Source organism: Niallia sp. FSL M8-0099 (assembly GCF_038006945.1).
Taxonomy (GTDB): Bacteria; Bacillota; Bacilli; order Bacillales; family Cytobacillaceae; genus Niallia; species Niallia circulans.
This window is the reverse complement of record NZ_JBBOWF010000001.1, coordinates 2,036,536-2,059,568: the sequence shown is the minus strand read 5'-3', so window position 1 is coordinate 2,059,568 and position 23,033 is coordinate 2,036,536. Positions and strand designations below refer to the sequence as shown.

General features: G+C 32.6%; 27 protein-coding genes. 5 read left to right on the top strand and 22 right to left on the bottom strand.

All coding sequences use genetic code 11. The annotated features are described in order from the left end of the window. Window positions 1–82: 82 nt before the first annotated feature. The 5 genes from NSQ92_RS10160 to NSQ92_RS10140 form a co-directional block, all read right to left on the bottom strand. Window positions 83–1,702, bottom strand: a complete 1,620-nt coding sequence (locus tag NSQ92_RS10160) for an MDR family MFS transporter (protein WP_047943526.1) — start codon at window positions 1,700–1,702, stop codon at window positions 83–85. A 27-nt stretch (window positions 1,703–1,729) separates the two neighbouring features. Next, a complete protein-coding gene (locus NSQ92_RS10155; protein ID WP_341152748.1) occupies window positions 1,730–2,149 on the bottom strand; it encodes a MarR family winged helix-turn-helix transcriptional regulator in 420 nt (139 codons plus the stop codon). A 907-nt stretch (window positions 2,150–3,056) separates the two neighbouring features. Then, window positions 3,057–3,950, bottom strand: a complete 894-nt coding sequence (locus tag NSQ92_RS10150; RefSeq protein WP_061798898.1) for a DUF2268 domain-containing protein — start codon at window positions 3,948–3,950, stop codon at window positions 3,057–3,059. Between the two features lie 577 nt (window positions 3,951–4,527). Beyond that, entirely contained in the window at window positions 4,528–5,196 is a 669-nt protein-coding gene (locus NSQ92_RS10145; protein WP_095320074.1) for a GNAT family N-acetyltransferase, read from the bottom strand. 7 nt (window positions 5,197–5,203) lie between these two features. Further along, window positions 5,204–6,073: a carbon-nitrogen hydrolase family protein gene (locus NSQ92_RS10140; protein WP_047943523.1), complete on the bottom strand. Its 870-nt coding sequence runs from the start codon at window positions 6,071–6,073 to the stop codon at window positions 5,204–5,206. A gap of 285 nt (window positions 6,074–6,358) precedes the next feature. On the opposite strand from NSQ92_RS10140, the gene NSQ92_RS10135 reads away from it, so the two are divergent. After that, window positions 6,359–6,520 carry a hypothetical protein gene (locus NSQ92_RS10135; RefSeq protein ID WP_156485421.1) on the top strand — a complete coding sequence of 54 codons (162 nt, stop codon included), beginning with the start codon at window positions 6,359–6,361 and terminating at the stop codon, window positions 6,518–6,520. Between the two features lie 235 nt (window positions 6,521–6,755). On the opposite strand, the gene NSQ92_RS10130 is transcribed toward NSQ92_RS10135, so the two are convergent. The 3 genes from NSQ92_RS10130 to NSQ92_RS10120 all read right to left on the bottom strand — a co-directional run bounded on the left by NSQ92_RS10130 (window position 6,756) and on the right by NSQ92_RS10120 (window position 10,503). After that, window positions 6,756–7,850 carry an acyl-CoA dehydrogenase family protein gene (locus NSQ92_RS10130; RefSeq protein WP_061798997.1) on the bottom strand — a complete coding sequence of 365 codons (1,095 nt, stop codon included), beginning with the start codon at window positions 7,848–7,850 and terminating at the stop codon, window positions 6,756–6,758. A gap of 156 nt (window positions 7,851–8,006) precedes the next feature. Further along, a complete protein-coding gene (locus NSQ92_RS10125) occupies window positions 8,007–9,014 on the bottom strand; it encodes a DUF3231 family protein (protein WP_341152747.1) in 1,008 nt (335 codons plus the stop codon). Window positions 9,015–9,075: 61 nt separating this feature from the next. After that, entirely contained in the window at window positions 9,076–10,503 is a 1,428-nt protein-coding gene (locus NSQ92_RS10120; protein ID WP_251687232.1) for a phospholipase D-like domain-containing protein, read from the bottom strand. 163 nt (window positions 10,504–10,666) lie between these two features. On the opposite strand from NSQ92_RS10120, the gene plsY reads away from it, so the two are divergent. The 4 genes from plsY to NSQ92_RS10100 all read left to right on the top strand — a co-directional run bounded on the left by plsY (window position 10,667) and on the right by NSQ92_RS10100 (window position 13,934). Further along, the gene (plsY, locus tag NSQ92_RS10115) at window positions 10,667–11,269 is read left to right on the top strand and encodes a glycerol-3-phosphate 1-O-acyltransferase PlsY (protein ID WP_047943520.1); all 603 of its coding nucleotides are present in this window, start codon (window positions 10,667–10,669) and stop codon (window positions 11,267–11,269) included. Window positions 11,270–11,378: 109 nt separating this feature from the next. After that, entirely contained in the window at window positions 11,379–12,203 is an 825-nt protein-coding gene (locus NSQ92_RS10110; RefSeq protein WP_336045120.1) for a HAMP domain-containing sensor histidine kinase, read from the top strand. 138 nt (window positions 12,204–12,341) lie between these two features. Further along, a complete protein-coding gene (locus NSQ92_RS10105; RefSeq protein ID WP_047943518.1) occupies window positions 12,342–13,490 on the top strand; it encodes a CapA family protein in 1,149 nt (382 codons plus the stop codon). A 153-nt stretch (window positions 13,491–13,643) separates the two neighbouring features. Further along, window positions 13,644–13,934, top strand: coding sequence for a HesB/YadR/YfhF family protein (locus tag NSQ92_RS10100; RefSeq protein ID WP_047943542.1), 291 nt, complete (start codon window positions 13,644–13,646; stop codon window positions 13,932–13,934). 123 nt (window positions 13,935–14,057) lie between these two features. Here NSQ92_RS10100 and NSQ92_RS10095 read toward each other — a convergent pair whose 3' ends face one another. The 14 genes from NSQ92_RS10095 to NSQ92_RS10030 form a co-directional block, all read right to left on the bottom strand. Beyond that, the gene (locus NSQ92_RS10095; RefSeq protein WP_047943517.1) at window positions 14,058–14,348 is read right to left on the bottom strand and encodes a hypothetical protein; all 291 of its coding nucleotides are present in this window, start codon (window positions 14,346–14,348) and stop codon (window positions 14,058–14,060) included. Window positions 14,349–14,372: 24 nt separating this feature from the next. After that, window positions 14,373–14,807 (bottom strand): acyl-CoA thioesterase, encoded by a 435-nt coding sequence (locus NSQ92_RS10090; protein ID WP_341152746.1) that lies wholly within the window; start codon window positions 14,805–14,807, stop codon window positions 14,373–14,375. Window positions 14,808–14,870: 63 nt separating this feature from the next. Beyond that, entirely contained in the window at window positions 14,871–16,025 is a 1,155-nt protein-coding gene (locus NSQ92_RS10085) for a site-specific integrase (protein ID WP_341152745.1), read from the bottom strand. A 98-nt stretch (window positions 16,026–16,123) separates the two neighbouring features. Next, a complete protein-coding gene (locus NSQ92_RS10080) occupies window positions 16,124–16,339 on the bottom strand; it encodes a helix-turn-helix transcriptional regulator (protein ID WP_095328716.1) in 216 nt (71 codons plus the stop codon). 56 nt (window positions 16,340–16,395) lie between these two features. Beyond that, the gene (locus tag NSQ92_RS10075) at window positions 16,396–16,962 is read right to left on the bottom strand and encodes a RusA family crossover junction endodeoxyribonuclease (protein ID WP_341152744.1); all 567 of its coding nucleotides are present in this window, start codon (window positions 16,960–16,962) and stop codon (window positions 16,396–16,398) included. A 72-nt stretch (window positions 16,963–17,034) separates the two neighbouring features. After that, on the bottom strand, window positions 17,035–17,577 hold the full coding sequence (locus tag NSQ92_RS10070) for a hypothetical protein (protein WP_341152743.1): 543 nt from the start codon (window positions 17,575–17,577) through the stop codon (window positions 17,035–17,037). Between the two features lie 92 nt (window positions 17,578–17,669). Then, complete coding sequence (locus tag NSQ92_RS10065) at window positions 17,670–18,167, bottom strand: dihydrofolate reductase (protein WP_341152742.1); 498 nt, start codon at window positions 18,165–18,167, stop codon at window positions 17,670–17,672. Then, window positions 18,167–18,727 (bottom strand): zinc-ribbon domain-containing protein, encoded by a 561-nt coding sequence (locus NSQ92_RS10060; protein WP_445669263.1) that lies wholly within the window; start codon window positions 18,725–18,727, stop codon window positions 18,167–18,169. Before NSQ92_RS10060 ends, NSQ92_RS10065 begins: the two co-directional genes overlap by 1 nt. A gap of 13 nt (window positions 18,728–18,740) precedes the next feature. After that, on the bottom strand, window positions 18,741–19,757 hold the full coding sequence (locus NSQ92_RS10055) for a hypothetical protein (protein ID WP_341152740.1): 1,017 nt from the start codon (window positions 19,755–19,757) through the stop codon (window positions 18,741–18,743). Beyond that, window positions 19,750–20,535: a thymidylate synthase gene (gene thyA / locus NSQ92_RS10050; protein ID WP_341152739.1), complete on the bottom strand. Its 786-nt coding sequence runs from the start codon at window positions 20,533–20,535 to the stop codon at window positions 19,750–19,752. The genes NSQ92_RS10055 and thyA overlap by 8 nt, the downstream gene beginning before the upstream one ends. Before the next feature lie 69 nt (window positions 20,536–20,604). Continuing rightward, window positions 20,605–21,039: a dUTP diphosphatase gene (locus NSQ92_RS10045; RefSeq protein ID WP_341152738.1), complete on the bottom strand. Its 435-nt coding sequence runs from the start codon at window positions 21,037–21,039 to the stop codon at window positions 20,605–20,607. Between the two features lie 210 nt (window positions 21,040–21,249). After that, complete coding sequence (locus NSQ92_RS10040) at window positions 21,250–21,489, bottom strand: thioredoxin domain-containing protein (protein WP_341152737.1); 240 nt, start codon at window positions 21,487–21,489, stop codon at window positions 21,250–21,252. Then, the gene (locus tag NSQ92_RS10035; protein ID WP_341152736.1) at window positions 21,486–21,905 is read right to left on the bottom strand and encodes a flavodoxin family protein; all 420 of its coding nucleotides are present in this window, start codon (window positions 21,903–21,905) and stop codon (window positions 21,486–21,488) included. Before NSQ92_RS10035 ends, NSQ92_RS10040 begins: the two co-directional genes overlap by 4 nt. After that, window positions 21,895–22,980 carry a ribonucleotide-diphosphate reductase subunit beta gene (locus NSQ92_RS10030; protein WP_341152735.1) on the bottom strand — a complete coding sequence of 362 codons (1,086 nt, stop codon included), beginning with the start codon at window positions 22,978–22,980 and terminating at the stop codon, window positions 21,895–21,897. Before NSQ92_RS10030 ends, NSQ92_RS10035 begins: the two co-directional genes overlap by 11 nt. Window positions 22,981–23,033 lie beyond the last annotated feature (53 nt).

Here is a 23,033-nt window from a genome sequence, read left to right as displayed (position 1 = left end):
TGAATTGTATTTTTGTCCTAAAATAAGCAAATAAAAAGCTGTCTCCAATAATTATTGGAGACAGCCTAAAATCACATTTGTATTAAGATTTTTGTCTATTTAAAACGATATCTTCTTCCTTCTTTTCTTCAGGAGCTGCTTGATTAGATGTTCGTAAAGGAATTTCTTTTAAGAAGAAAACTAATAAAAACGCAACAACTAGGACGATGGTTCCAGTTAAGAATACCGTTGATAATGTATCTCCTAATGCATCTCTGATTCCTTGAATCATTTGCGCAAATATTGGTTGTACATCTGCAGGTAAATTTGCTTCTGTCTGTTCGAGTAATGGTTTATTCATCAATGCTTGTGGATTGGCGAAACCAACCATTTGCTCTGTTACTTTCGGATCTAACGTTGCTAAATCTTTTACTACTGGCGAGTTTTGCATCGTATCTTGCAAGTTTGTCTTAAGATTATTTGCCATAACTGTACCCATGACCGCAATACCAATTGTACCACCTAGATTACGGAATAATTGAGTGGAAGCAGTTACTACCCCCAATTCTTTATGGGAAACGGCATTTTGAGTAGCAATTGAAAATACCGGCATACCAATACCTAGTCCCAAACCAAATACAATCATACTTAAAATCGCCATTGGTACACTATTCATAAAAATCATAATGGCCATACCAGCGATCATTGTTGGAACCCCGATTAAGGCAAAACGTTTGTATTTCCCTGTTTTTGAAATTAACTGACCTATAATGGTACTTGAGATAACCATAACAATAGACATTGGCATTGTTACATAACCAGCATAAGTAGGAGATATCCCTAATACACCTTGAACGAAGAAAGATAGATAAATCATGGCACCCATCATTCCAAAGTTCATAATAAAACCAATTATATTAGAAACAGTAACAATATTATTTTTGAATAGATGTAATGGTAAAATTGGATTTTTTGCTTTCTTTTCCACCAATACAAACACAATAGCAAAAACAATACTTGCTGCAATCAATCCGAGAATTTGTACGGATCCCCATGCATACTCTGTTCCTGCCCATGAAAAGGCCAATAATAATGGAACAATTGCGACAGTCATAAATAAGGATCCAATGTAATCAATACTTTGTTTTCCGTTTCCTTCTACTTTAGGGAATAGTGCCATAATCATACCAAATGCAATAATTCCAATTGGTAGGAAAATCCAGAATAACCAGTGCCAATCTAAATGATCAACTAAGTATCCTCCTAATAGAGGGCCAAGTACACTGGAGAAACCAAATACAGCCGTTAATAATCCCATCCATTTTCCACGTTCACGAGGCGGGAATAAGTCACCAACTGCTGTAAAAGCGGAAGATTGAATAATACCAGCACCTATCCCTTGGATACCGCGGTATGCAATAAATTGAAATACGTCATTGGAAGTACCTGTTAAGAAAGCACCAACCATAAATAATAATATCCCAATTAATAAGAACGGCTTACGTCCATACATATCGGATAGCTTTCCAACAAGCACTGTGGCAATTGTGGATGTGAGCATATAAATATTAATGGTCCATGTATAATAGTCCATCCCATCAAGGATCGAAATGATTTTCGGCATTGCAGTACTAACGATTGTTTGGTTAATCGCTGCAAAAAACATCGCTGCCATGATTGCAATCATAATCGACAGCTTTTTCTTTTGTGTTAAATGTTCCATTGCATTCTCTCTTTTCTTTATAAAATATTAGAAATTCTCGTTTAATAATTTAAAGATACGTTTTAAATGTTGAATATCTTCCTCTGTTAGCTTGTGAAAGTGTTCCTTCATTTTATTCTGCTGCTCTTTTTTCATATTATTAACGATAGTTCTTCCTTTATCGGTAATGGTAATATTGACTACCCTTCGATCTGTCTTTGATCGATCTTTTGTAATATAGTCATCCGCCAATAGCTGATCAGTTATGGTTGTTACAGCAGCGTTAGTAATGTGTACACTTTTGGCGAGATCTGAAACATTAAGGGATCCTACCTTATCTAAATGAAAAAGCAATTTATATTGAGTAATATTTAAATCACTGCTATTTTTATTAAAGTCACTAGTTATATTTTTAATAAAATTGCCAAACATCGCAGTGACTTCAAAAAGCTCTTCGCCATTATGCACCTATCCCCCATCCTTTCTTAAATTACTTTACAAATAAATGTTTAACTTCTTAATTATTAACCATTTAATAATATATAACTTAATTAATTACATGTCAAATATTATTTTTTGTTTTACGTTTTTTTACCCCGTTTTAATGCTAAAAGATTTTTTCCCCCTTTATGCTGCTTCTTTCTATATAAGAAGCTTTTTAAATAAAAGAAATTACAATCTATATGGTAATCGGAAAATAATGTGGAAAGAGGGTTAAAATATACACTTTTCCATAGCATTAGCCAAGATGGAAAAGTCAGCACCATAAATTTCTTTATAGATCCATTCGTAAACAGTTTTTAACCCTCCTGGGAAGTGATTCGTTATATTTTTCCGAAAGTAACTACAACGTTTTTGATTTCTTTTTAACTTTACGTTATCCTAAGTAAATACACTCTTTCTCTAAAGGCTTCAAAAGTGTAATCTCAACCAACGTCTAAATAAAATGATTCAGGGACTTTATAAAAAATTTTGTAATTAGCAACTGTACGGATATTTTTGGCAATGAGGAGAGGATAGAAAAGTAGTCTCTACTAAGAATCTATAATCAGGTTTACTCTCCTTCCAATCAAGAATCTTAAAGTATAGTAGATTGAGCATATTGGTTATTATTTCTTTTCCTTTAACGTATTGGTTATTTTTCAAATAGAATCATTTATGAATTGCTTAAACAAGAAAAGTGGCTGGGAGGCTTGGCACACGCCCCATGGAAAGCGAAGTGTATTCACGCTGCGGATGATTACCACAAACCTTCTTTCTAAAATTAATAAAACCACGAACAATTATACGAATATTTTTTAGTGTGTACGTATAATTGATCGGGGTATATTTGATTGAAATACTTATGTCCCACCCTTCATAGATAAAAACGATATCAGGAAAACAGTTTACAATTGTTTAGTATTTCCTCTGCACTAAGTAAGGTTGCTTCTCTTATCCCCACATTATTAGCTTTCATGAAGGACTGTACTGCTTGGTATCCAACTGCATATCCCGCAAACGGTGATAGCCCAACAGGTTGATATCCCTGTTCTATTGCAATGGTGTCACCAAACATATAACTGCTAACCTCAGCAAAGCCTTTAACATTTACTGCATCTTTTATTATTCCGATTGAGTATTCTAAATCTTCTTTATGAAAAGAAGTAACCCAAGGACCTAAATTGCTTTCTCCGTATAACTCTTTTGCAAATGACTCTGCTAAACCTTCTATAATTAGGTAATCTCCAACTGTAACATTACCATGATCCCAATCAAAATAAGAAAAACGGAGATTATGATGAAATTCATGTGCAATGACAGCAGGGATTTTAGGTATATTATAGGAGTTAGGGAAAATTGCCACTTGAATAAACCCTGGAATTCCCCCAAAGCCACAATAACCTTTTTGTAATTCTAGCTTTTTAGGATCAGCAATATACATTCCAAATTTCAATTCATCATTATTTATTTCTAAGTTCTTCTCTTGTATAAAATCAGTACAGTGATTCAAGGTATCATATGCCGTTTGAAGTGCATGAATCTTCTTTAAATTCTCTAACGCTATCTTTCCGATTTCGGTTTTCGTAACATCAAGATATCCAAGCATTTTTGCAGCCATTATTACGTCATATCCATTAGATTGATTAGCCTTTAAAGGAACATTAATAGTATTCCACATTTTTTCAAAAGGTTTCATCATGGAATACCGAAAGTAGTTTTCTTTTTCATCCTCCATAGAGAACAACTTTTCATATTGCTCGGTTGTATTTTCGATTACTATTTTCATTGTTACCACCTTTTTTATTATCTGAATACTTATCGCTTCAGTCGTAAATTTTGCTAATCCATTACCATATTGATTAATGTTTTTGATAAATCGTTTTAATATGGATTGGACCTATCCATAAAGGGAGCAGGATAGTATTTGGCAAGTTTTTCATTAAAAATGCCATACCATTCATTAATTTTACTTATACTTTTTTAGATTCGGGAGATAGATCACAAAGGCTGCAAGTTTATGGAAAATTATATCCCGCTTTTCAGCTACTCTTTTTACTCTCCTATTCATCTTTTTGTACCTCCTTCAACTGCTACTGTAAAGAATTACGCAACGTAAGTGTCAATAGTTAGAGGATATTTTGTTATGAGATTTTTATAGGAATGGGGAAATTGATTAACTTAAGACAAATTTTGAATGAGGAGTTTTTAATATGGAATTCTAGACTATTATCCGATTATTGGTAGGTGTTTTCTTATTAGCAGGGAATTTCTCCACCATAAGCCGTATATAAAAAATGTCTCACTCGATCTTAAGAGGAGTAATCTATTCACTCCTCAAAGATCAAATAAGACATTCGCTATTTTTATATGTTTTGAAAGGGATTTTTCCATTCCATTAATACTGCATAATTTAAAGAATCTTCATCGTCCAAGTAGTTAGACAATATCGTTACTGGCGTTCTTCCGCATCGCAGTAAAAACGTTAGAACAGGGTCTTGCAATTTGCCTGCCATCACATAGTCTAAATATTTTGCGGGAGAAAGTTTGTCGGCCACTTTTCTGTAACCTGGCATTCTTCCACCGCCCAGCAATCGCTCTATGCCTAAGTGTATAACTAAATAATAGGCACTTTGTATTAGCACTTTACCTAAACCGAGCTTACGATATTTTGGCCGGATACTAATATCGACTACATATAATGCATTTCCATTCTCATCATGTGTGGTAATATAGCCATTATCGGTTATTTTCCCCCATGTGTGCTGGGAATGTTCAGGATCATAAATTGTACGGAAACTTGTTAATGATCCAGCAAGTTCTCCCTCCACTTCCACACAGATTGCCCCTTGTGGGAAATAAGCAAGATGACTTGCTAATTGTTCATCGTTCCACCAGAGATCTTCTGGAAACGGGGCAGGAAAACATTCTGCTTGAATAGCAATTAGTTCGTTAAAATCTCTTTCTTGATAATTTCGGACCGTACATCGAATCGGTTTTTCCTCATCATAAAGAAAAAACTCACTAAAGATCATGCAGTAATCATCCTTCCACAGTCGAATTCCAGTCTGGATAAAGATCTGTTCTTCTATCTCTCCATGTTGTGACAGAACCTTTTTCTCTTACTTCATATAATAAGGAAAGATCTAAATCTGCTGTTACAATCATATCATTATTTAATTCCCCTTCAACGAGAATTCCTTGTGGGGGGAATGGGATATCATTAGGAGTAATGACTGCTGCCTGCCCAAAGTTGGCTCGCATAAAGTCCACATTCGTTAAGCTTCCAACTGTTCCTGTTACAACTACATATACTTGATTTTCAATGGCCCTTGCATGACAAGTATAGCGAACACGATGAAAACCATGACGATCATCTGTACAAGATGGACAAAAAATCACATCTGCTCCTGCTGCTTTTGCCATACGGACAATTTCTGGAAATTCAATATCATAACAAGTTAGAATGGCAATTTTTCCTTTATCTGTATCAAAAATACGGAAGGAGTCCCCTTTTTCCATATTCCATTCATATTCTTCTGTAGGTGTGATATGAAGTTTTGCTTGTTCTTCTATTCTTCCATCTGGATAAAACAAATGAGCTACATTAAATAATTTATCTTCTCTGCGAATAACATGAGTTCCACCGATAATATGCATTCCCGTTTCCACAGCAAATGATCTGAATAATTCCTGATATTGCTCCGTAAATCCAGGGAGCTCATTGATTGTTAAGGCGTTATTTTCATCTCCCATAGATAACAGCTGTGTTGTAAAAAATTCAGGAAATAAAACAAATTCTGCACCAAATTCAAGCGCTGTTCGAACATAATGCTCACATTGTTTAGCAAATTCTTCAAATGACTTAATGTTTTCTAATTTGTATTGTACGGCAGAAACTCTTATTTTCATCTTCCATCTCCCTTTATATGTTTATTTTATATCTTATATAGATAAAACACTTTTTACATAAATGTGTTTAATGTTCATAAAAATGATTATTCAAGATTTGATTATGCGTTATTCTTCTATATTTTTCAATCGTTTTGCACTATTTTTTTATTGGAATTTACTATTTATATTTATGTTCTTAAAAATATAGATGTTCATATTATTTTATGATAGTCCATTGTTTTGATTTTCGGAAAAAAAGGAATTGAAATAGAAGTTATAAACCTGCTGAAGGAGGGATTTTTATTGAGTATTTTCATTTATGCTTTTCTTGGTTTAATTTTGATAGAGGAATTGGCAGTGATTGGATTAAAAAGATACATAAATGGTTCATTTAAAATAGAAAATCATTTTCTACGCCATTATCGGACAAATAAAATAAAAGTTGATAGGGAAAAAGTTAGCTAAACATCTGTTTATGGCGGCTGGACATTAGTATTCCAGCCGTCATTTATAACCAGTTAATTATCCGTCGTTTTCAATTAAAATTCTGTATAATTGTTCGGGATTTTTATTCTTTCCACAAAGAAATTGGCGGTAATTATTCGCACACTGAACAACCTTAAAAAATAGCGACATGCAGAGAAGGACGCTCGACTTTTGCGATAGATAGGTTTTTTCCCAGATTTCTTTGAAATATTATTTAATATTCATTTATCGACTTTCGTGCCAGCTGCTCAATCGTCATATCATCCATTGGTGGGTTATGTAAGCCTGCGCGTACATCTCGGTAGTAGCGCTGAAGCGGACTTTTTGCAGAAAGGCTGCGTGCGCCGACGATACGCATTGCTATATCTACCACTTCAATGGCAGTATTCGTGACCACTAATTTAACAGCACTTAATTCTGGCAGCATATGGGATTGCTGCTCTTTATCTGCTTCATCCCATTTTTTACTTACGGAATATAGAAAGTGTTTAGCCGTTTGCATTTTTAACTCTATTTCCCCTATTTTGGATCTTACGCTCGGAATATCGCTGATTGTTCCTTTAATACTATTTGGAGAATAGTTTTTCGCAAAAGTAACTGCTTCTTTTTGTGCAGCACCAGCGATTCCTATATAACATGCCGGAATATGCAGAAGCCAGGGATTAATTTTTTTTCGACTATCTAATTTTTCGACAAAATAACGAGCTGGAATTTCCACATTTTCAAAATAAACATCGTTACTTCCTGTTCCTCTTAAAGCAATGCTATCCCATGTGTTTTCTATACGAATGCCTCTACACTCTTTAGGAATTAAGAAATTCCCTACATCGTCTGTATCATTTATGGATGCCGTTACAAGAAAATAATCTAAAACAGGAGACATCGTTGTAAAGGATTTATGTCCATTTATAACCCAACTCTGGCCCTTTTTTTCTGCGGTAGTTTGTGGTTTTCCACCTCTAGTGGGACTGCCAGTTTGCGGTTCTGTCGCAGCTCCATTAATTAAGGAACCAGATAATAGGTTCTCATATACCTCTGTTAATGTATCTTTATTCCAATTTGCTTCTTGGATATTTCTTACGATTCCCATATGCCAACCGATGGATAAAGCAGTAGATCCATCGCCTTGGGCAATCACTTCTTGTAATCTTACCAATTCATATAATGAGATTTCTTGTCCGCCAAACTCCTTTGGTATGGTTAAACTTGTGTAACCTGATTCCTGTAATTCTTTTACATTATCAAAGGGAAATGATGCAGTTTCATCTATTTCCTTTGCTCTTTCTGAAAATCTCCTGCTCATTTCCATAAGTTTATTTATTTTTTGTGCTAAATCTTTTTCCAAACTGAAAAATCCAGTCACTATAGTGCCATCTCCCTTTAACAAGATCATCTATATGGTATATCATAGCACTATTTCTATATACTGATAAGTAAAATGCAATTCCCTTTAAATAGGAATGAATTATTTTCTGTTTATTAAATTTTGACGATTCTCCATTGCTGGCGGCTCTTCTGTGTATCCTTTTTTTGCCATTAACTCTGCACCTTGTACTCCATAATCATAAATCTTTGCAATAAGTGGAATAAAGGTTGCTGACAAGTCTTTGCGTAAGCTGAAGGTCGTACCAATAGCATTGCTGCCAAGTCCAAAACTACAAAATAAACTTATACAATATAGCATTAATTTATCGGAAAATGGGGCAGTCGTGGAAAGTGTTGGACTACCAACCCACCCTAAGGGAACTTGTATATCATCATCCGTTAATTTCTTGGAAAGTTTCGCAATGATTTTTTTGGATAGTTCTTTTCCTTCCGTAAAAAATTTTTTTAACTCAGGATCTTTTGTTACTTGAGCAAAACCAGTTATTAATTGTTGACCAATACTATTGCTTTGAATCGATTGATAGAGAAAAGAAACCTCTACCGTATTTAAAACCCTTTTATCTCCTAATATCTTTGTGCCTTTCAAATACTCCGTACTAACAACCACTTCTACTTGCTCAGGCATTGCGACTTGAGGTGGGCGGCTTAATGCTCCTTTTTCTATTAGCAGTTCTGTACATTCTTCATAACAATGCTGGGTTGTAACTGATAATTCTTGGTATAAACGAATTATATCCTTTCGATAGGATCTTGCTAAATGTAAAGCATGTAGTCCCATGCCTATTTCTGCGAGCATTCTTACGATTTGCAAGGCAAAGGTTGGTTGAAATAAAGGTGGAGCTTGTTTATTTACATCTTGGTCAGAAAATCCATGTGGAATAACTGCACCTTCCGCTATCAATATCGCTTCTATTTTCTTTATTTCTTTTGCTAACTTGGTTAAATGACTTTCATAGAAGTTTTTCTCTTTCTTCTCTTCATTAACAGCATGGAAATATTCAACGACTCGAAGAAACATTGTTTTTTCTTGATATGTCATCCATAATGTTGCAAGCTCTGATGAAGTTAAAATTTCTTTTTTATTCATTATCTTTCCCTCCATTTCCGTAATATTATTATTTGAAAAGGGTCAGAAATTATTAATTAAATTAATAAGTCGTAAAACCTAGTATCCTTTGCAAACGATAAATAATATAGCGAAACATGGGGAAGTTTTTTTGCTTATCTACCCCTTTTGTAAAAAGAGCCTGTTCATTTCCCCATAATTTTTGGAAATAGGTCTTTGTTTCTCTCATAATTTTTTCTTTATGGTTGGCAATTATTTTTATATCTGTTTCCAAATTAAAATCATAAAGATTTCTTTGCGTAAGATTGGCTGAACCGCTTATAATGATACTTTCTCTATCTTTCAATCTTTCTATATATAAGAGTTTCGGATGAAATTGCTCTTTTCCTGTGTTATACCATTTAATGTGAATGTTTTTTGCGGCTTTTGCTTTTCTTAGGTCAGCAACAACTGGGATATTGGGTAAGCCAATTTTTTTATTGCCAAATGCATTTTGATTTGGGTCTAATATTATATATATCCTTACATCTCTTTTAGCAGCTGCCTTTATTTCCTTGATTACTTTTTGATCTGCTAAATAGAGCATGCCTATCCAAATCGTTTCGCTTTTTTTGGTATTTTTAATTTCCTGTAGTATATGCTTACCAATTTTCCCTTCAGTTAATAATTGAATTTTCACATTAGCACTTTTCGATTCAGCTTGTTCTTTTATTCTCGGCAAATCAATCGGTTCACTTAATCTTGCTGCACTCTCCTCACTTTTTAGCAATTCGTTAAGGATATTCCCATGCACTTTAAAGGCAGCATTAGAGTGATAACCGCTTGCATTATGAATATTACCACTCGAGATAATCGCTGTTGTTTCGGTAATCATGACTTTCCGATGATTTGCTTTTATGTTAAGTAATTCTAAATAGGATATAGCTGTTACTTTTGGAGCGCTTTTTGCAAGCAAATTAGGTAGATGACCATCTCCTCTTGTTTTTAGCCACTGTCCAAACATACGCCAAAAGCCAGAATAAAGTGGATTAGAATCTCGCAAGTCATTCAGCTCTGTTTCTATCACTTTCACTCCGTTTTCTTTTAATTGCTTAAATTCTTCTGACGGATAAGAATCGTACACAGTATTAATTTTATCCGTTATAAAAATAATATTTATCATTGGTTTTTCTTGCTTTTTCTTAATTAACACTTCTGTAAACTTTTCTACTAACTTTGGATATTGCTGGTCTTCATTTGTATCTTTATTAAATAAAAACATATCAATTATGATAAATTCATTTGCTTTCTCTACTTCCTTTATCATGGAATTAATTATTTCATGCTGAACCATTCTTTTCTTTTGGTTATTTTTGTAGGTTAAATCTGTTAATAGTTCAACATCCTTCACCTGATGAATAACGCCTTCCATTGACAATCCCCTTGGCAGTGGTTTTTTCAAATGGTGATAAATGGTACTACTATAAAAAATGATAAAAATAATGAATAGAAAAAAGAATAATTGTTTCATCTTTTCTCCCCTCTTCTCAACAAAATCCAACTTATTTCCCTTTAGTTTTTACCATTAGTGGCAAGATATATAGATAATTTTTTTTGAAAAAATGATGAGTTTTCGCAATTACATGGTACAATATAAAGGCAAATAGTATACATACGTGAAGGAGAATACGAAATTGATTATTGGACTTTTAATTATACTCGCTTATTTAATTGGATCTATTCCTTCTGGACTAATAATAGGCAAATCCTTTTACAATATAGATATACGAGAACATGGCAGTGGCAACTTAGGTGGTACAAATACATTTCGAGTTCTTGGAAAAAAAGCAGGCTTTGCTGTTACAATCTCCGATATACTGAAAGGAACAATTGCAACAGTTCTCCCACTGTTAGTCACACTTATTTGGGATGTGGAAATAGATATTAATCCGCTTATAATCGGAGTATTTGCTGTTATTGGCCATATGTATCCCATTTTTGCAGGTTTCAAGGGAGGAAAAGCAGTTGCTACTTCAGCAGGAATTCTTCTTGGACACGAACCTATCTTATTCTTGATTATTGTTGCGGTCTTTTTTATTTCGCTCTATTTATCAAAATATGTGTCGCTGTCCTCAATGATTGCTGGTTTGGCGGGATTAATATATTCCTTTATTCTATGGGAAGATAAATTACTCATTATCATCCTGGCGATTCTTACAATTTTTGTTGTCTATAGACATCGAGCGAATATTAAACGAATTATTAATAAAACAGAGCCAAAAGTAAACTGGTTATAAGAAAAAAAGACCGATTATGGTCTTTTTTTCTTGGTCGAATATTTATTTGACATAAAATGATTTATTTCGTCATACCTTTTACTATAATTGTTAAAGGAGCGAATACAAAATGAACTTACCCGCTACATCTTTTCATGTATCTGACGCAACTTTTAAATGTTTTATCAATAAATGGAAGCATGTGGAGGAAAAGCTGCAAGAACAATCAGCAACCATGGAAGCACTAACAGATAGTTTGCAATCACTCTCTCTTTCCACCACTTACAGTGAAAATATTGCCAAAATGGTTACAAGTATTACACATGAAGTGCGTAATCCATTAACTTCTGTAAGTGGCTTCCTTCAATTAATCAAACAAACAAATAATGTCGAACTTATTCATCAGTACACCGATATCGCTCTTGGAGAATTAACACGTGCAAATGAGTTAATCACAGACTTTTTAACGCTTTCCAAACAACAAGCAGACGATATCACTCCATTATCTATAAACGAATTACTCCTAAATTTAATACCTATTTTTAAAAGTGAGGCTCATTTAAAAGACATAAATCTAATAACAAAATTTTCCACTGACGAACTTTTATGCAAGGGCCATAAACAACATTTAACACAGGTGTTAGTTAATATAGTAAAAAATGCTTTCGAAGCAACAGAAGCAAATCTTTCATCTATTCCAAAAGAAGTAACAATAGCCACAAGAAAACAAAGAAATCAATTAGTTATTGAGATTAAAGACAATGGATGCGGAATACCGGAAGCACAATTAAAAAACTTATTTATACCACTGCAAACAACTAAAAAAAACGGAACAGGCATGGGTCTATATGTGTGTAAACAACTAGTTGAGAAGTATGATGGAAAGATGAATATCATTAGTTCACGAGAGAAAGGTACAACTATGAGTATCTTTTTTCCGTTGTATAATTCTTAAAGTATGTACGACACAAAAAAGTTACTGAATGCCTATTTTATGTAAAAATCCCCTATTTTCCTTACAAACTAGTATTTTTTTGGTATGCTATTAAATGTAAAGAAATAAATAAAATTTAGAATTGTAAAGAGGCTAGCTATGCAGAAAAAAACACATCTATTATTCGTTTTCCTCCTTCTTCTTTTTGGTATAATCGGCATAATACTTACATATACAATAGACCATTCATCTTCTGCCTATAAAGAAGTGCGTCCTAATTCAGGAAGCGACAAAGGAAATTTAGCAAAAGAAGAATCCAGCGAAATTACATTAGCTGCAATCGGCGACATTTTAATCCATGATCGTGTCTACAATGATGCACGAGAAGGAAATCGGTTTAATTTTGATAAAATGCTAGATAATATAACAAGCGAATTAAAGAAACCTGATTTGCTAATAGCAAATCAAGAAACAATTGTTGCCGGAGAATCGATTGGTTTATCCGGATATCCTGCTTTCAATAGTCCACATGAAATTGCTGATAGTTTAAAAAAAGCAGGCATCGATATTGTCACAACGGCTAATAATCATGCCCTAGATCGTGGAGTTGATGCACAAAAGCTCTCCCTTGATTATTTAAATCAAATTGGTCTCCCTCATGTTGGAACTTACTTGTCTCAGGATGATCAAGATAAAGTCGTTGTCTTGAAGAAAAAGGGCATCAAAGTTGCTTATCTAGCCTATACTTATGGCTTAAATGGAATCCCTATTCCCGAAGGAAAAGAATATATTGTAAATATATTGGATAAAAAAAGAATGAGCAGTGAAATCCAAAAAGCAAAAAAAGAAGCAGATGTTGTCGTGATGATGATTCATTGGGGAAATGAATACCAACGGTTCCCATCTAATGAGCAAAAAGAATTGGCACAATTTCTAGTAGATGAAGGTGTGCATATTATATTCGGCAGTCATCCACATGTTTTGCAGCCAATCGAGTGGGTAAAAGGTAAAAATGGACATAAAGGATTAGTAGTCTATTCATTAGGAAACTTTTTATCTGGTCAGGACGAAGAGTATCGGGATATTGGTGGAATGGTAACTGTTACAGTCAAGAAAAAGCAATTAGGAAAGCAGACATCTATTACAATGGACGCACCTTCTTTCTATCCCACTTTTGTTTCTAGTAAGGATGAAAAAGATTATAAGATGTATCCATTACAAGTTTCAGAGCATGCAATTAATAAATATAGTCCTTCTATTTATAAAGAAATCATGGAGCATATGCAAAAAGAGGGACAAGCAGAGTAAAGTAAAATTTACAGCTCTTTAGGAATGTTTTTGAAATTATCTTAAATTCAAATATTCGATAATTCTCATCCATTCCTTTATAATGAACTTATAATTAGGAATAGAATTAAAATGCTTCAAGTAGTCGAAGCAAAATTCATAAGAGGTGTTAATATGAAAATTGTAATTAGTGACAAAGCAGCTGAGTGGTATAAAGATGAAATGATGTTAAAAGACGGTGACTATGTACGCTTCTTTGCACGTTATGGTGGATGCAGTACTGTTCAGCAAGGATTTTCATTAGGAATTTCTAATGAGCAGCCAGTTAACATTGGGGTAGAAACAGAAAAAGACGGTATCCATTACTATATCGAAGAAAAAGATTTGTGGTATTTTGATGATCATGATCTATTTGCAGATTTCAATGAAGTTGCAAATGAACCAGAATATCGTCATGCTCAATAAGTTCAATTGTTGTTTAGGGGCAAAATTTAAAAAAACAGTGAGATACATCAAGTGTCTCACTGTTTTTTTTAACAACATATTTTTTCCAGCCTTATCTTAATCAAGTGTAAAAAAACTATTTCTCTATTGTAAAGGATGGTCAATTCCTTCTTCTTTTAAAATCTTCTTTTGTGTGTCGCCTAATAGGTCAAAATGAGAATAGCCGTCATGCCGATAATGTATCCATTCCTCTTTTAAGCCATATTTCTTTCCCCAGTTTTTTAATTTCTCCAGATCCGCACAGCCAACTTTCGTAACAGTCTTACAGCCTGGAAAACGATCATCCAGCCAATAATGAGTTAAAAAAGCAATTTCTCCATTATCGATTTTTCTTTTCCATTCTATCAGTTCCTTTTTCTTCAAACCAAAGGCCATAATCGCAACCCCCTTTTGCTATTCTTACTTGTCAGATGGTTGCTTTTTAATTTCTTCATATTTATTAAACCATTCTGGAAACATCTTTTTAAACGATTTAGGTCTAAATGTTTCTTTTGAGACTATAATATGCGTAGTAGTACCCTCTACACAAACTTCATCGTCCTGATTAATAATCTGATATCCGTATACAGTTTTTATGCCATCATTTGTTTCTACCCAGGTTTTCACCTTTGCCTGATCTCCATAGCGTAATGGCTTTTTATATTGAGCATACACATCATATACAGGGGCGAAATACCCCTTATTCTCCATTTCTAAATAACTATACCCAAGATCTTCAATTAAACCTGTTCTTCCTCGTTCAAAAAATTTAAGATAATTCGCATGATAAATAACACCCATCATATCGGTATCAGCATAATCTATTTTTAGGTCAATTTCACTTTGATAAAACAACGTTTCTCTCACCTTTCAATTTCAAATTTTACAAAAGTCACACAAAAGTCACATTGTGATTTATTAAATCATCTCGTCAAATTTGTCAATTGCATCGATATGCATTTGAGGCAATACGTGACTATATGTTCCTAAAGTGGTTTTGATATCACTATGACGTAATCTTTCTTGTACTAATTTAGGACTCACACCTTCGCTAATTAGGTAAGTTGCATGAGTATGTCTTAGATCATGGAATCTAATTTTAGGCAGTTCGAGTTTTTTAATCAAATTACTGAATAATTTTCTGAAATTAACAGGATTAAGGGGTGTGCCATATTTTGTGCACACGACTAAATCATTATTTGTATACATTTTTCCACATAATATCTTATCATTTTCGATTACTCTTTTATGATCATTTAACATATCAATCAATTTAGACGGAATAGCAATTGTAGCTTTAGAAGAAGAAGTTTTAGTTCTTTGGACTAGTTGGTAAGTTGATTCACCAGATGTTAAAACAAGAGTTTGATTTATAGTAATAGTTTTCTTATCAAAAGAAATATCCTTCCAACGTAATCCTAAAACTTCACCCATGCGCATACCAGTCATAACTGTAATAGCCATTCCAATATAATGCCTTGAAAGTATTCTGTTTGTTTCATGTGCACTCAAGAATTTTTTAACATCATCCTTGCCCCATACGTTAATTTTCTTAGTAACTTTAGGGAGGTATAGATCTTCTAATTCATTGATATCAAATGCTTTTTTCTTTGCTGCCTTATGGAGAACTTCCTTAACATATTTCCAAACTCTTTCAACAGTTGCAGAAGAAATCACATTGCCATTCACTGTGACTTTGTTAGATAATTCATTAATATATTCCTGAAGAATATCATGATTAATATTCTTTAATAGTATATCTCCGATATAAGGGTATACATTGTTTCGGAAATTCTGCACAGTATTTGCATAGGTATTATATTGAATGCTAATCTTTTTATTTTCCAACCATGCTGAAGCAAACTCTTGAAAGCTAACATTACCTATTGTCTTAGATTTAACATCATTATTTTCTGCATCTAACATTACTTTTTTTAAAGCACGTTTTGCGTCAGTAACATTCTTAAAACCAGATCTTCTAATTTGCTTTCTTTTACCTGTTAATTGATCTTTACCTGCGTCGTAAACAAAATAATAAGTGCCTAATTTTTCATTGAGTTTAATTTGAGTCATAACACATCACATCCATAGATAAAATGTGCGGTGATACATTCAATTATAACATAACGTGATTTAGTCACAACTTTTCCTCCTTTTAAAAAAGGACTCAATTAGAGTCCTTTCAACTTGAAAACATATGAGTTCTTCCGTTTATTATTGGTGAATAACCATTCATAAAAGTCCTTTTCGACAGCCATAAAACGATTCCCAAAACGATGTACGGTAAACTCCCCGCAATGTAGTAACTCATACACCTTATCTCTACCTAATCCAGTTATCTCCATAATATCCTTCACTGAAAGAAGCTCTTTTTTTCTGTTTGTCATTATTTCACCCTTTCTATTACTCTATTTATCTCCGTATCTATCGAAAACTATCTAAACTATATCGAATTGTATTCACTACATTCGTAGACATCATTAATTTCTACCTGGATACGACCTTCTTTTGCCTTTTTCAAAATAGAACAGTTCCTTTTATATCTCTTGCAACCCATACATCTATCTTCAAACTTATGTAATAATTCATCGTTTTCAAATATACCTGTATACTCAACAGGCTTTAATTCCACTTCAACTCTAGGATTTTCTGAATCAATTAATATCTTTTGTGTACGAGTTAATATTCTTGAATCGTTGTCATAAACAATCTTTTCTAAACTGTCATTGAGCAACTTGTATATGTTGTTGTCGTCCCGTCCTAAACGGTTCATGTATATGTAAGTATCTAAGTATAAGTATGTATTTTTAGTTATTTCATAATCCCACTCTTGAAATTTCATCTGTTTCTTTGTCTCTGAAATGATTTTATTTTTAATCTTTTTACCTTCAGCACTCATAATTCGCTTACCAGTTGGTGTTCGTGATTTTGTTTTAGGATTATATGAGAATTGATTTATGTAAAGCTTGTTTATAGATACCGGTAAAGGCAACGTTAATTTAAGTTCCAACCAATCACCCTTCACGTAATTTATTTTTATTATAATACACTCTATAAATGACATGTTTTATATAATCGTAGTTTAATTGTAAGATTCAGCTAATCTACTACTTATGTATGATTTCTCTTTATACAAATCTTTCAACTCTTGTTCATATTGATAAATAGTTTGTTGGATTGCAGTTATTCTTGACTGACAAGCTAACTTTGTACTCAATGATTTAGCTTTGTACATTTTATATTTTAATTCCGCTATTTCAATTTCTGATTCCATTTTTAATTCTAATATGTATCGCTCGTGTTTGCTTTCATTCTTAATTAGCTTTTTTAATTCAGTTTTAAAAACTTTAGCCAATTTACGTTGTATATTTTTTCTATGACTACCCGCTTCATGATTTGGTATTACCACGCTTATTACTTCGTTTCCTCTAACGATAATCTTTTTATTTTCATATAGATAACAATCTGCTATCTTATTGTCGTCACCTATAATCTTTCCAATATACTCTGATAAAGGTAGCACTCGTTTAAAGTAATCTATAGCCTTTACTCCGTGTTCATTTATTCTTTCTCCATATCTTTTCCTAGCATGACCAGAGACCTTTAATTTAGTTACCTCCAACATTAACAATCAACTCCTAACATGTAATTTATTTATAATTAAAATATACTACTAGACTAAGAGTTTGTAAATATATAATTGTAATTTATTTATATTTAGTTTCTTTCATATGTTACAAAACTATAATCATAATCATTATTTTCATCTGATAGGTGTTTTTCAATGTCGATTATCTTCCACTCATTCACACTGATATTAGGAAAATATGCGTCAACCTTATCGAATTCGTGATTAATTATAGTTACGTATAGCTTATTAACATACTTGATGGCTTGCTTATAGACTTCTTCCCCGCCTATGATAAATAACTCTTGTTCATTATTGTTTAGTTTATATTCCTTGATTACATCCTCAATGGAATGACGTATAAACGCTCCAGGAACATGAAACTTTTTATTCCTGGAAAGTATGATATTATGTCTATTCGGTAGTAATTTACCGATACTTCTATATGTAGCCGAACCCATTAATACAAAGTGACCTTGTGTTAGCTGCTTGAAACGTTTTAAATCTGCTGATTGATGTGAAAGGAGTTTGTTCTTATAACCAATTGCAGAGCTTTTATCCATACATACGATTATATTGATCGACATTAAATATAGTATCCTTTCATACTTATATTTTTATTTTTTATTTGTACGTTTTTCTCTAATAATTGTTGCGTTATGTAATTTATTTTTTCTTCATCTGTGCGTATATCATATTTCACGATTATTAACTTAATTCCTCTTTCCTCACACAATCTGATCTTCAGCTCATCTCTTTTTTGTAATTCTATAAATGATTCCTCATCATGATAAAAATACTCTATTTGTCTGTAATGTTGTTCCCCATTATACTCTAACGCTAATTTTAATTTTTCATTATACATATCAAGTTCTAAATAAGTATTATTGTCTTTATATGTTCCAAGAGTAGTCCTTGTTTTTATAAAAATTTCGCCAGTCAATTGTTCCAATATGTATTTACATTTTGCTTCATTTGAAAATCTATTTGTGCAAGTGGGACACCATGTATTATAAGACATGATACTATCCATCCCTAATTTAAATTCATGACCATTTGAACATTTCCATTTCAATAATTGTTTAGAGTGTCTATATTGTTTAATAGGAGTTAATAGCTCTGCATTCCTCCCATGCGCAATAGACAAAATTATACTATGATCAATTCTTTTCTAAGTTGCATTCTTTACAATTTCTATCCTTTTTAAAATTATTTGTATTACATTCCCAATAATGATTATTTTTGCATATGAACCTCAATCTTGTTTTTTGGTTCTTAAATTCATCTGCTGTGGTTAATAATCTATAGTCTCTTGATTTTGCTAATTTCACCAATGAATTGTATTCTTTAATTCTGATTTCATCAAGATAGCAAGAATTGCACCAATAGCTATCTTTGTAAAATATTGCATTCATGGTTTTTGTGTTTATATGTCCATTTTTACATTTGTATACAACAGTAGTGCTATCACTTATAAAATCTGGATTATCGTTAATTTCTAGTAATTCACTTTTATTAGCTAATATGAAAGTATTCAAGTATTCCAGAGAAATTTTAAATTGGTTCTTTCTGCAAATCGGACACCATTGATGGAAATTCTTAACTTTATAAAAATTCATCTCAAACATATGACCATGTTCACATTTCCACCTCATTAGATATTGATTACCTTCATACTTCTCACTCAAACATAAACCGTTATGCTCAGTTTTTGCATATTCTTTTAAATCTTCAATTGAATATTTTTTTCTAGAACATAAACCACACCAATTTCCTCCACTCTTGAGATTATTCAGATTAATCTCAAAGACATGTCCATCCTTACATTTTACACTCAATTTTGTATGCGCATTTATATAATCAAACGTTAACAATTCACCACCTTTTTCTTCTACTAGATACTTAAATTCGTTTAAATATTTTTGTCTTGTCCTGTTTTCTTTCTTTTCCTTTTTACACATATAACAATCTTTCATAACCCGAAATGAAGCCAGAGAAGTATTCAGTCTCCCGTGCTTCTCACATATATAGGTAATTACAGGTTTCACTTTTCCATTAAATACATCATTTTCTAATTTATAAAACCCTACATTCTTTTCAACACACATTTTCACAGCTTTGTCAATTAAAGATTTTTCGATTTTTTGAACATTATTATCTTTTATCAAATCATACACTTACTCTCATCTTAATATGAGGATGATATTTATAGTTTAATAGATTTACATCTTTGTCCGTAAAAGAATAAAAATCTTTAATATTCTTGTTTAAAGAAAAGATTGGCGCGTCATATGGTTCTCTGTTTAATATTTCTTTCATAGCTTCAAAATGCTGTTCATATATATGAGCATTAGTTAAACAGAAAATGATTCTACCGGCTTTCAGTCCACTTACTTGAGCTAACATGTGATTTAACACTGACATTTGAGCTACATTAAACGGCAAACCCAATGCCACGTCAGAACTACGAATTGTAACGTGAGTGTTTAAATGTCCATCGTTTACGTCCCAAATAGAATTAAACATACATGGAGTTAACATCATCTTATTTAGATCTTCACATTGCCATAAATTAATCATCATTCGTCTTGATTGATTGTTATTTTTTAAATCAGCAAGCAGTTTGTCCATTTGTTTATGTTTATTCACAATATATCCGTAAGCGTTCCCTATTGTATTTTTTTCGTTCGCCCATTCGTCCCAAATATGTATTTTTCTTTCTTGTAACCATGTAACATCATTGGATTGGATTTGATATATCCATCTCATTTCATTTACCAAAGATTTAAATGGAGTAAATTTAAGTGTAAGCATAGGGAACTCTTGTTGTAGATTTACTGTTATAACTTTCCCGAACACTTTTTTAGTATTATCCTCTGTTCTGTTTTCTGCGTAGTAACCATTTTTTAGAATATCACTGACTAATTCTTTGTATTGAATATCAAATTCACTCATGAACATACCTCACTACAATTATTTGTATATAGGGAAGAGAAATAAATCCCTTCCTTATTTTATTATTTATTAATTCTTTCCAGTACTTCCATGCCCACCACGATCTTCATTATCCAATGCATCTACTTCTTCAAACTCAACAGTTGGCATTTTCTCCATAATTCTAAACTGACAAATACGTTCACCTTCATTGATAACAGTGTCTCTCAATGCATACGCTGGAAAGAACCATTGATCATTATCCCCTTTATACGATTCATCAATTATTCCCATTGAGTTAGTTTCAATAATACCGAAGTGCTTAAATGTACTTGAACGAGGAACTACATGGGCTTCATACCCTTCAGGTAATTCCATTGCAATACCTAGTGGAATAAGTTTAAACTCATCTTTTTTAATTTCTACAGTTTTAGCTGCTCTTAGATCAATCCAGTCACCTTTCTCTATTTTGTTCACTTTTGGTAAATCCTTATTAAAGTATTTAATTTTAATTTTTAATGTCATCTGTATAATGCCCCTTTAATCTATTCTAAATTTACGTAACGTTTTCTATTTTACCACTAACTAATAGCTAGTTTAACCTCTAATAAAATCCATCTTTTAATGCAATTTACAATCTATATGTAGTAATCTCGTGTTAATAAAACACTATATATGGACATTATTAGTTAGATGAGCCATCCCCATAACCCATCTAACTAATACAATTATCTTTTAAAGTGCAATAATAATATTTTCTAACTCATCAGGTTTAAAACCAACGGATCTCTTAACTTCTTCTCCTTCTTCATCTAATAGGATGGTTACTGGTACGGATGAAATTTTGTACTGTACAGCAAGCTTTGGGTTTTCAAACGGATTAACTTTTTCTACATACACATTGTTTTCTTGTAAGAAGTTCTCAACCATAGTACAAGCAGGACAATTTTCTTTTTCAAATTTTAATAATTTCATATAAACATCTCCTTAGTTAATTGTTTAAATTCATTTATAACAATTGGTGTAGGATAACTTTCGAATTTTAATTTAAAGTTAATATCATTCTTCTTTTCTAGTAATCCTTCTAGAACATCTAATGCTCCGCAGAAATATTCATCTCCATAATGTGACTGACCACTACCGAACAAACCTATCTTTCTTTTTTCCATAGTGCTAAGCTGAGGGAATATCTTTCTAAAGAAAGCAGGTGGAACACCTCTACCTAGAGTCATTGTTCCAATAAGAATATACTCGTAGTCTTTGAAATTAACTTCGCTTGGTTTCATATCGTTTAGGTCATATACATCCCACTCAGTAAAGTCATCTAATTGTTCTACTAAGGATTTTGTATTGCCTGTTATTGAAAAGTAATATATAGCTTTAGAGATCAAATCCTTCGCCGCCTTCATGACTATAATTAATTACGTTAGTTTGGAAGAAATCTGCCTTAGTTGCTCTATGTTCACCGTTCTTCTCACCATAATTCAATATCCATTTTGATTTAATCTCTTTATTATCTGTATAAATATCACTTAACCCAGCGTTACGACAAATAACATTTGCTAGATATTCAATATAGTTCTCGTACTCACGAATAGACATTGTTTCAATATCACTGAATATTTCTTTTGCCCATTCTTTTTCTGCATCAACACATTCTTTAATAAAGTTGACAGCGTAGTCGTAATTATCTTGAGTGTTTAGCGATGAATTCTCTAACATAAGGATTTGCATTACTAATCCATAAAAAACATTGTGCTGGGTTTCATCTTTTTTAATCAAGTTAATCATATTGTTAGAGCCAATCATTTTGTTATCTCTAGCTAGAGAGTGGAAATACACAAATCCACCACTGAAGAATAAGCCTTCTAAGATGATGTAAGCCAACAGCGCCTCATATAATAATTTGTATAGTTTGGATTCTTCCTCAATTGCTTTTCCGCACATTATATCCTCTACATAGTCAACGAACGCTTGTATTTTATTTATAATAATGTCGTTTCGCTTCATTAGATTTTTTATTTCTTTTGGAGCATTAAACGCTTGCCTTTTCTCTGCGTCATTAAGCATAGTAGAAGTTAAATATTGATATGATCTGTTATGCAATCCCTCAAATGAAGCTATTAATTGAATACAACCTGCTACACTTGGATCAGTAGTTAAGTAACCTAATAGAAAATTGAATCTATTAGCAATAGAGTCTAATTGTGTTAGGTAGCCGGTTACAACATTGAACACGTATCTTTCCTTCTCAGTTAATTTTTGACGGTAGTCTTTTACGTCTTCACCTAGTCTAATCTCATCTTCAATCCAATACTCTCCAAACATTTCTTTATTGATTTGTAATAATGCAGGATATTTAATATCATCCCAATCTGATATACCACTAGCTACTCCTCCAAAAATTCTGGTAGCTTTATTTTCTACTTTTCCATTAAAAACTCTAAATGGTTTTACAACTGACATTAACACACCTCATTTAATTTATTTGTACCTACCTAGAAATTATCCAGGTAGGA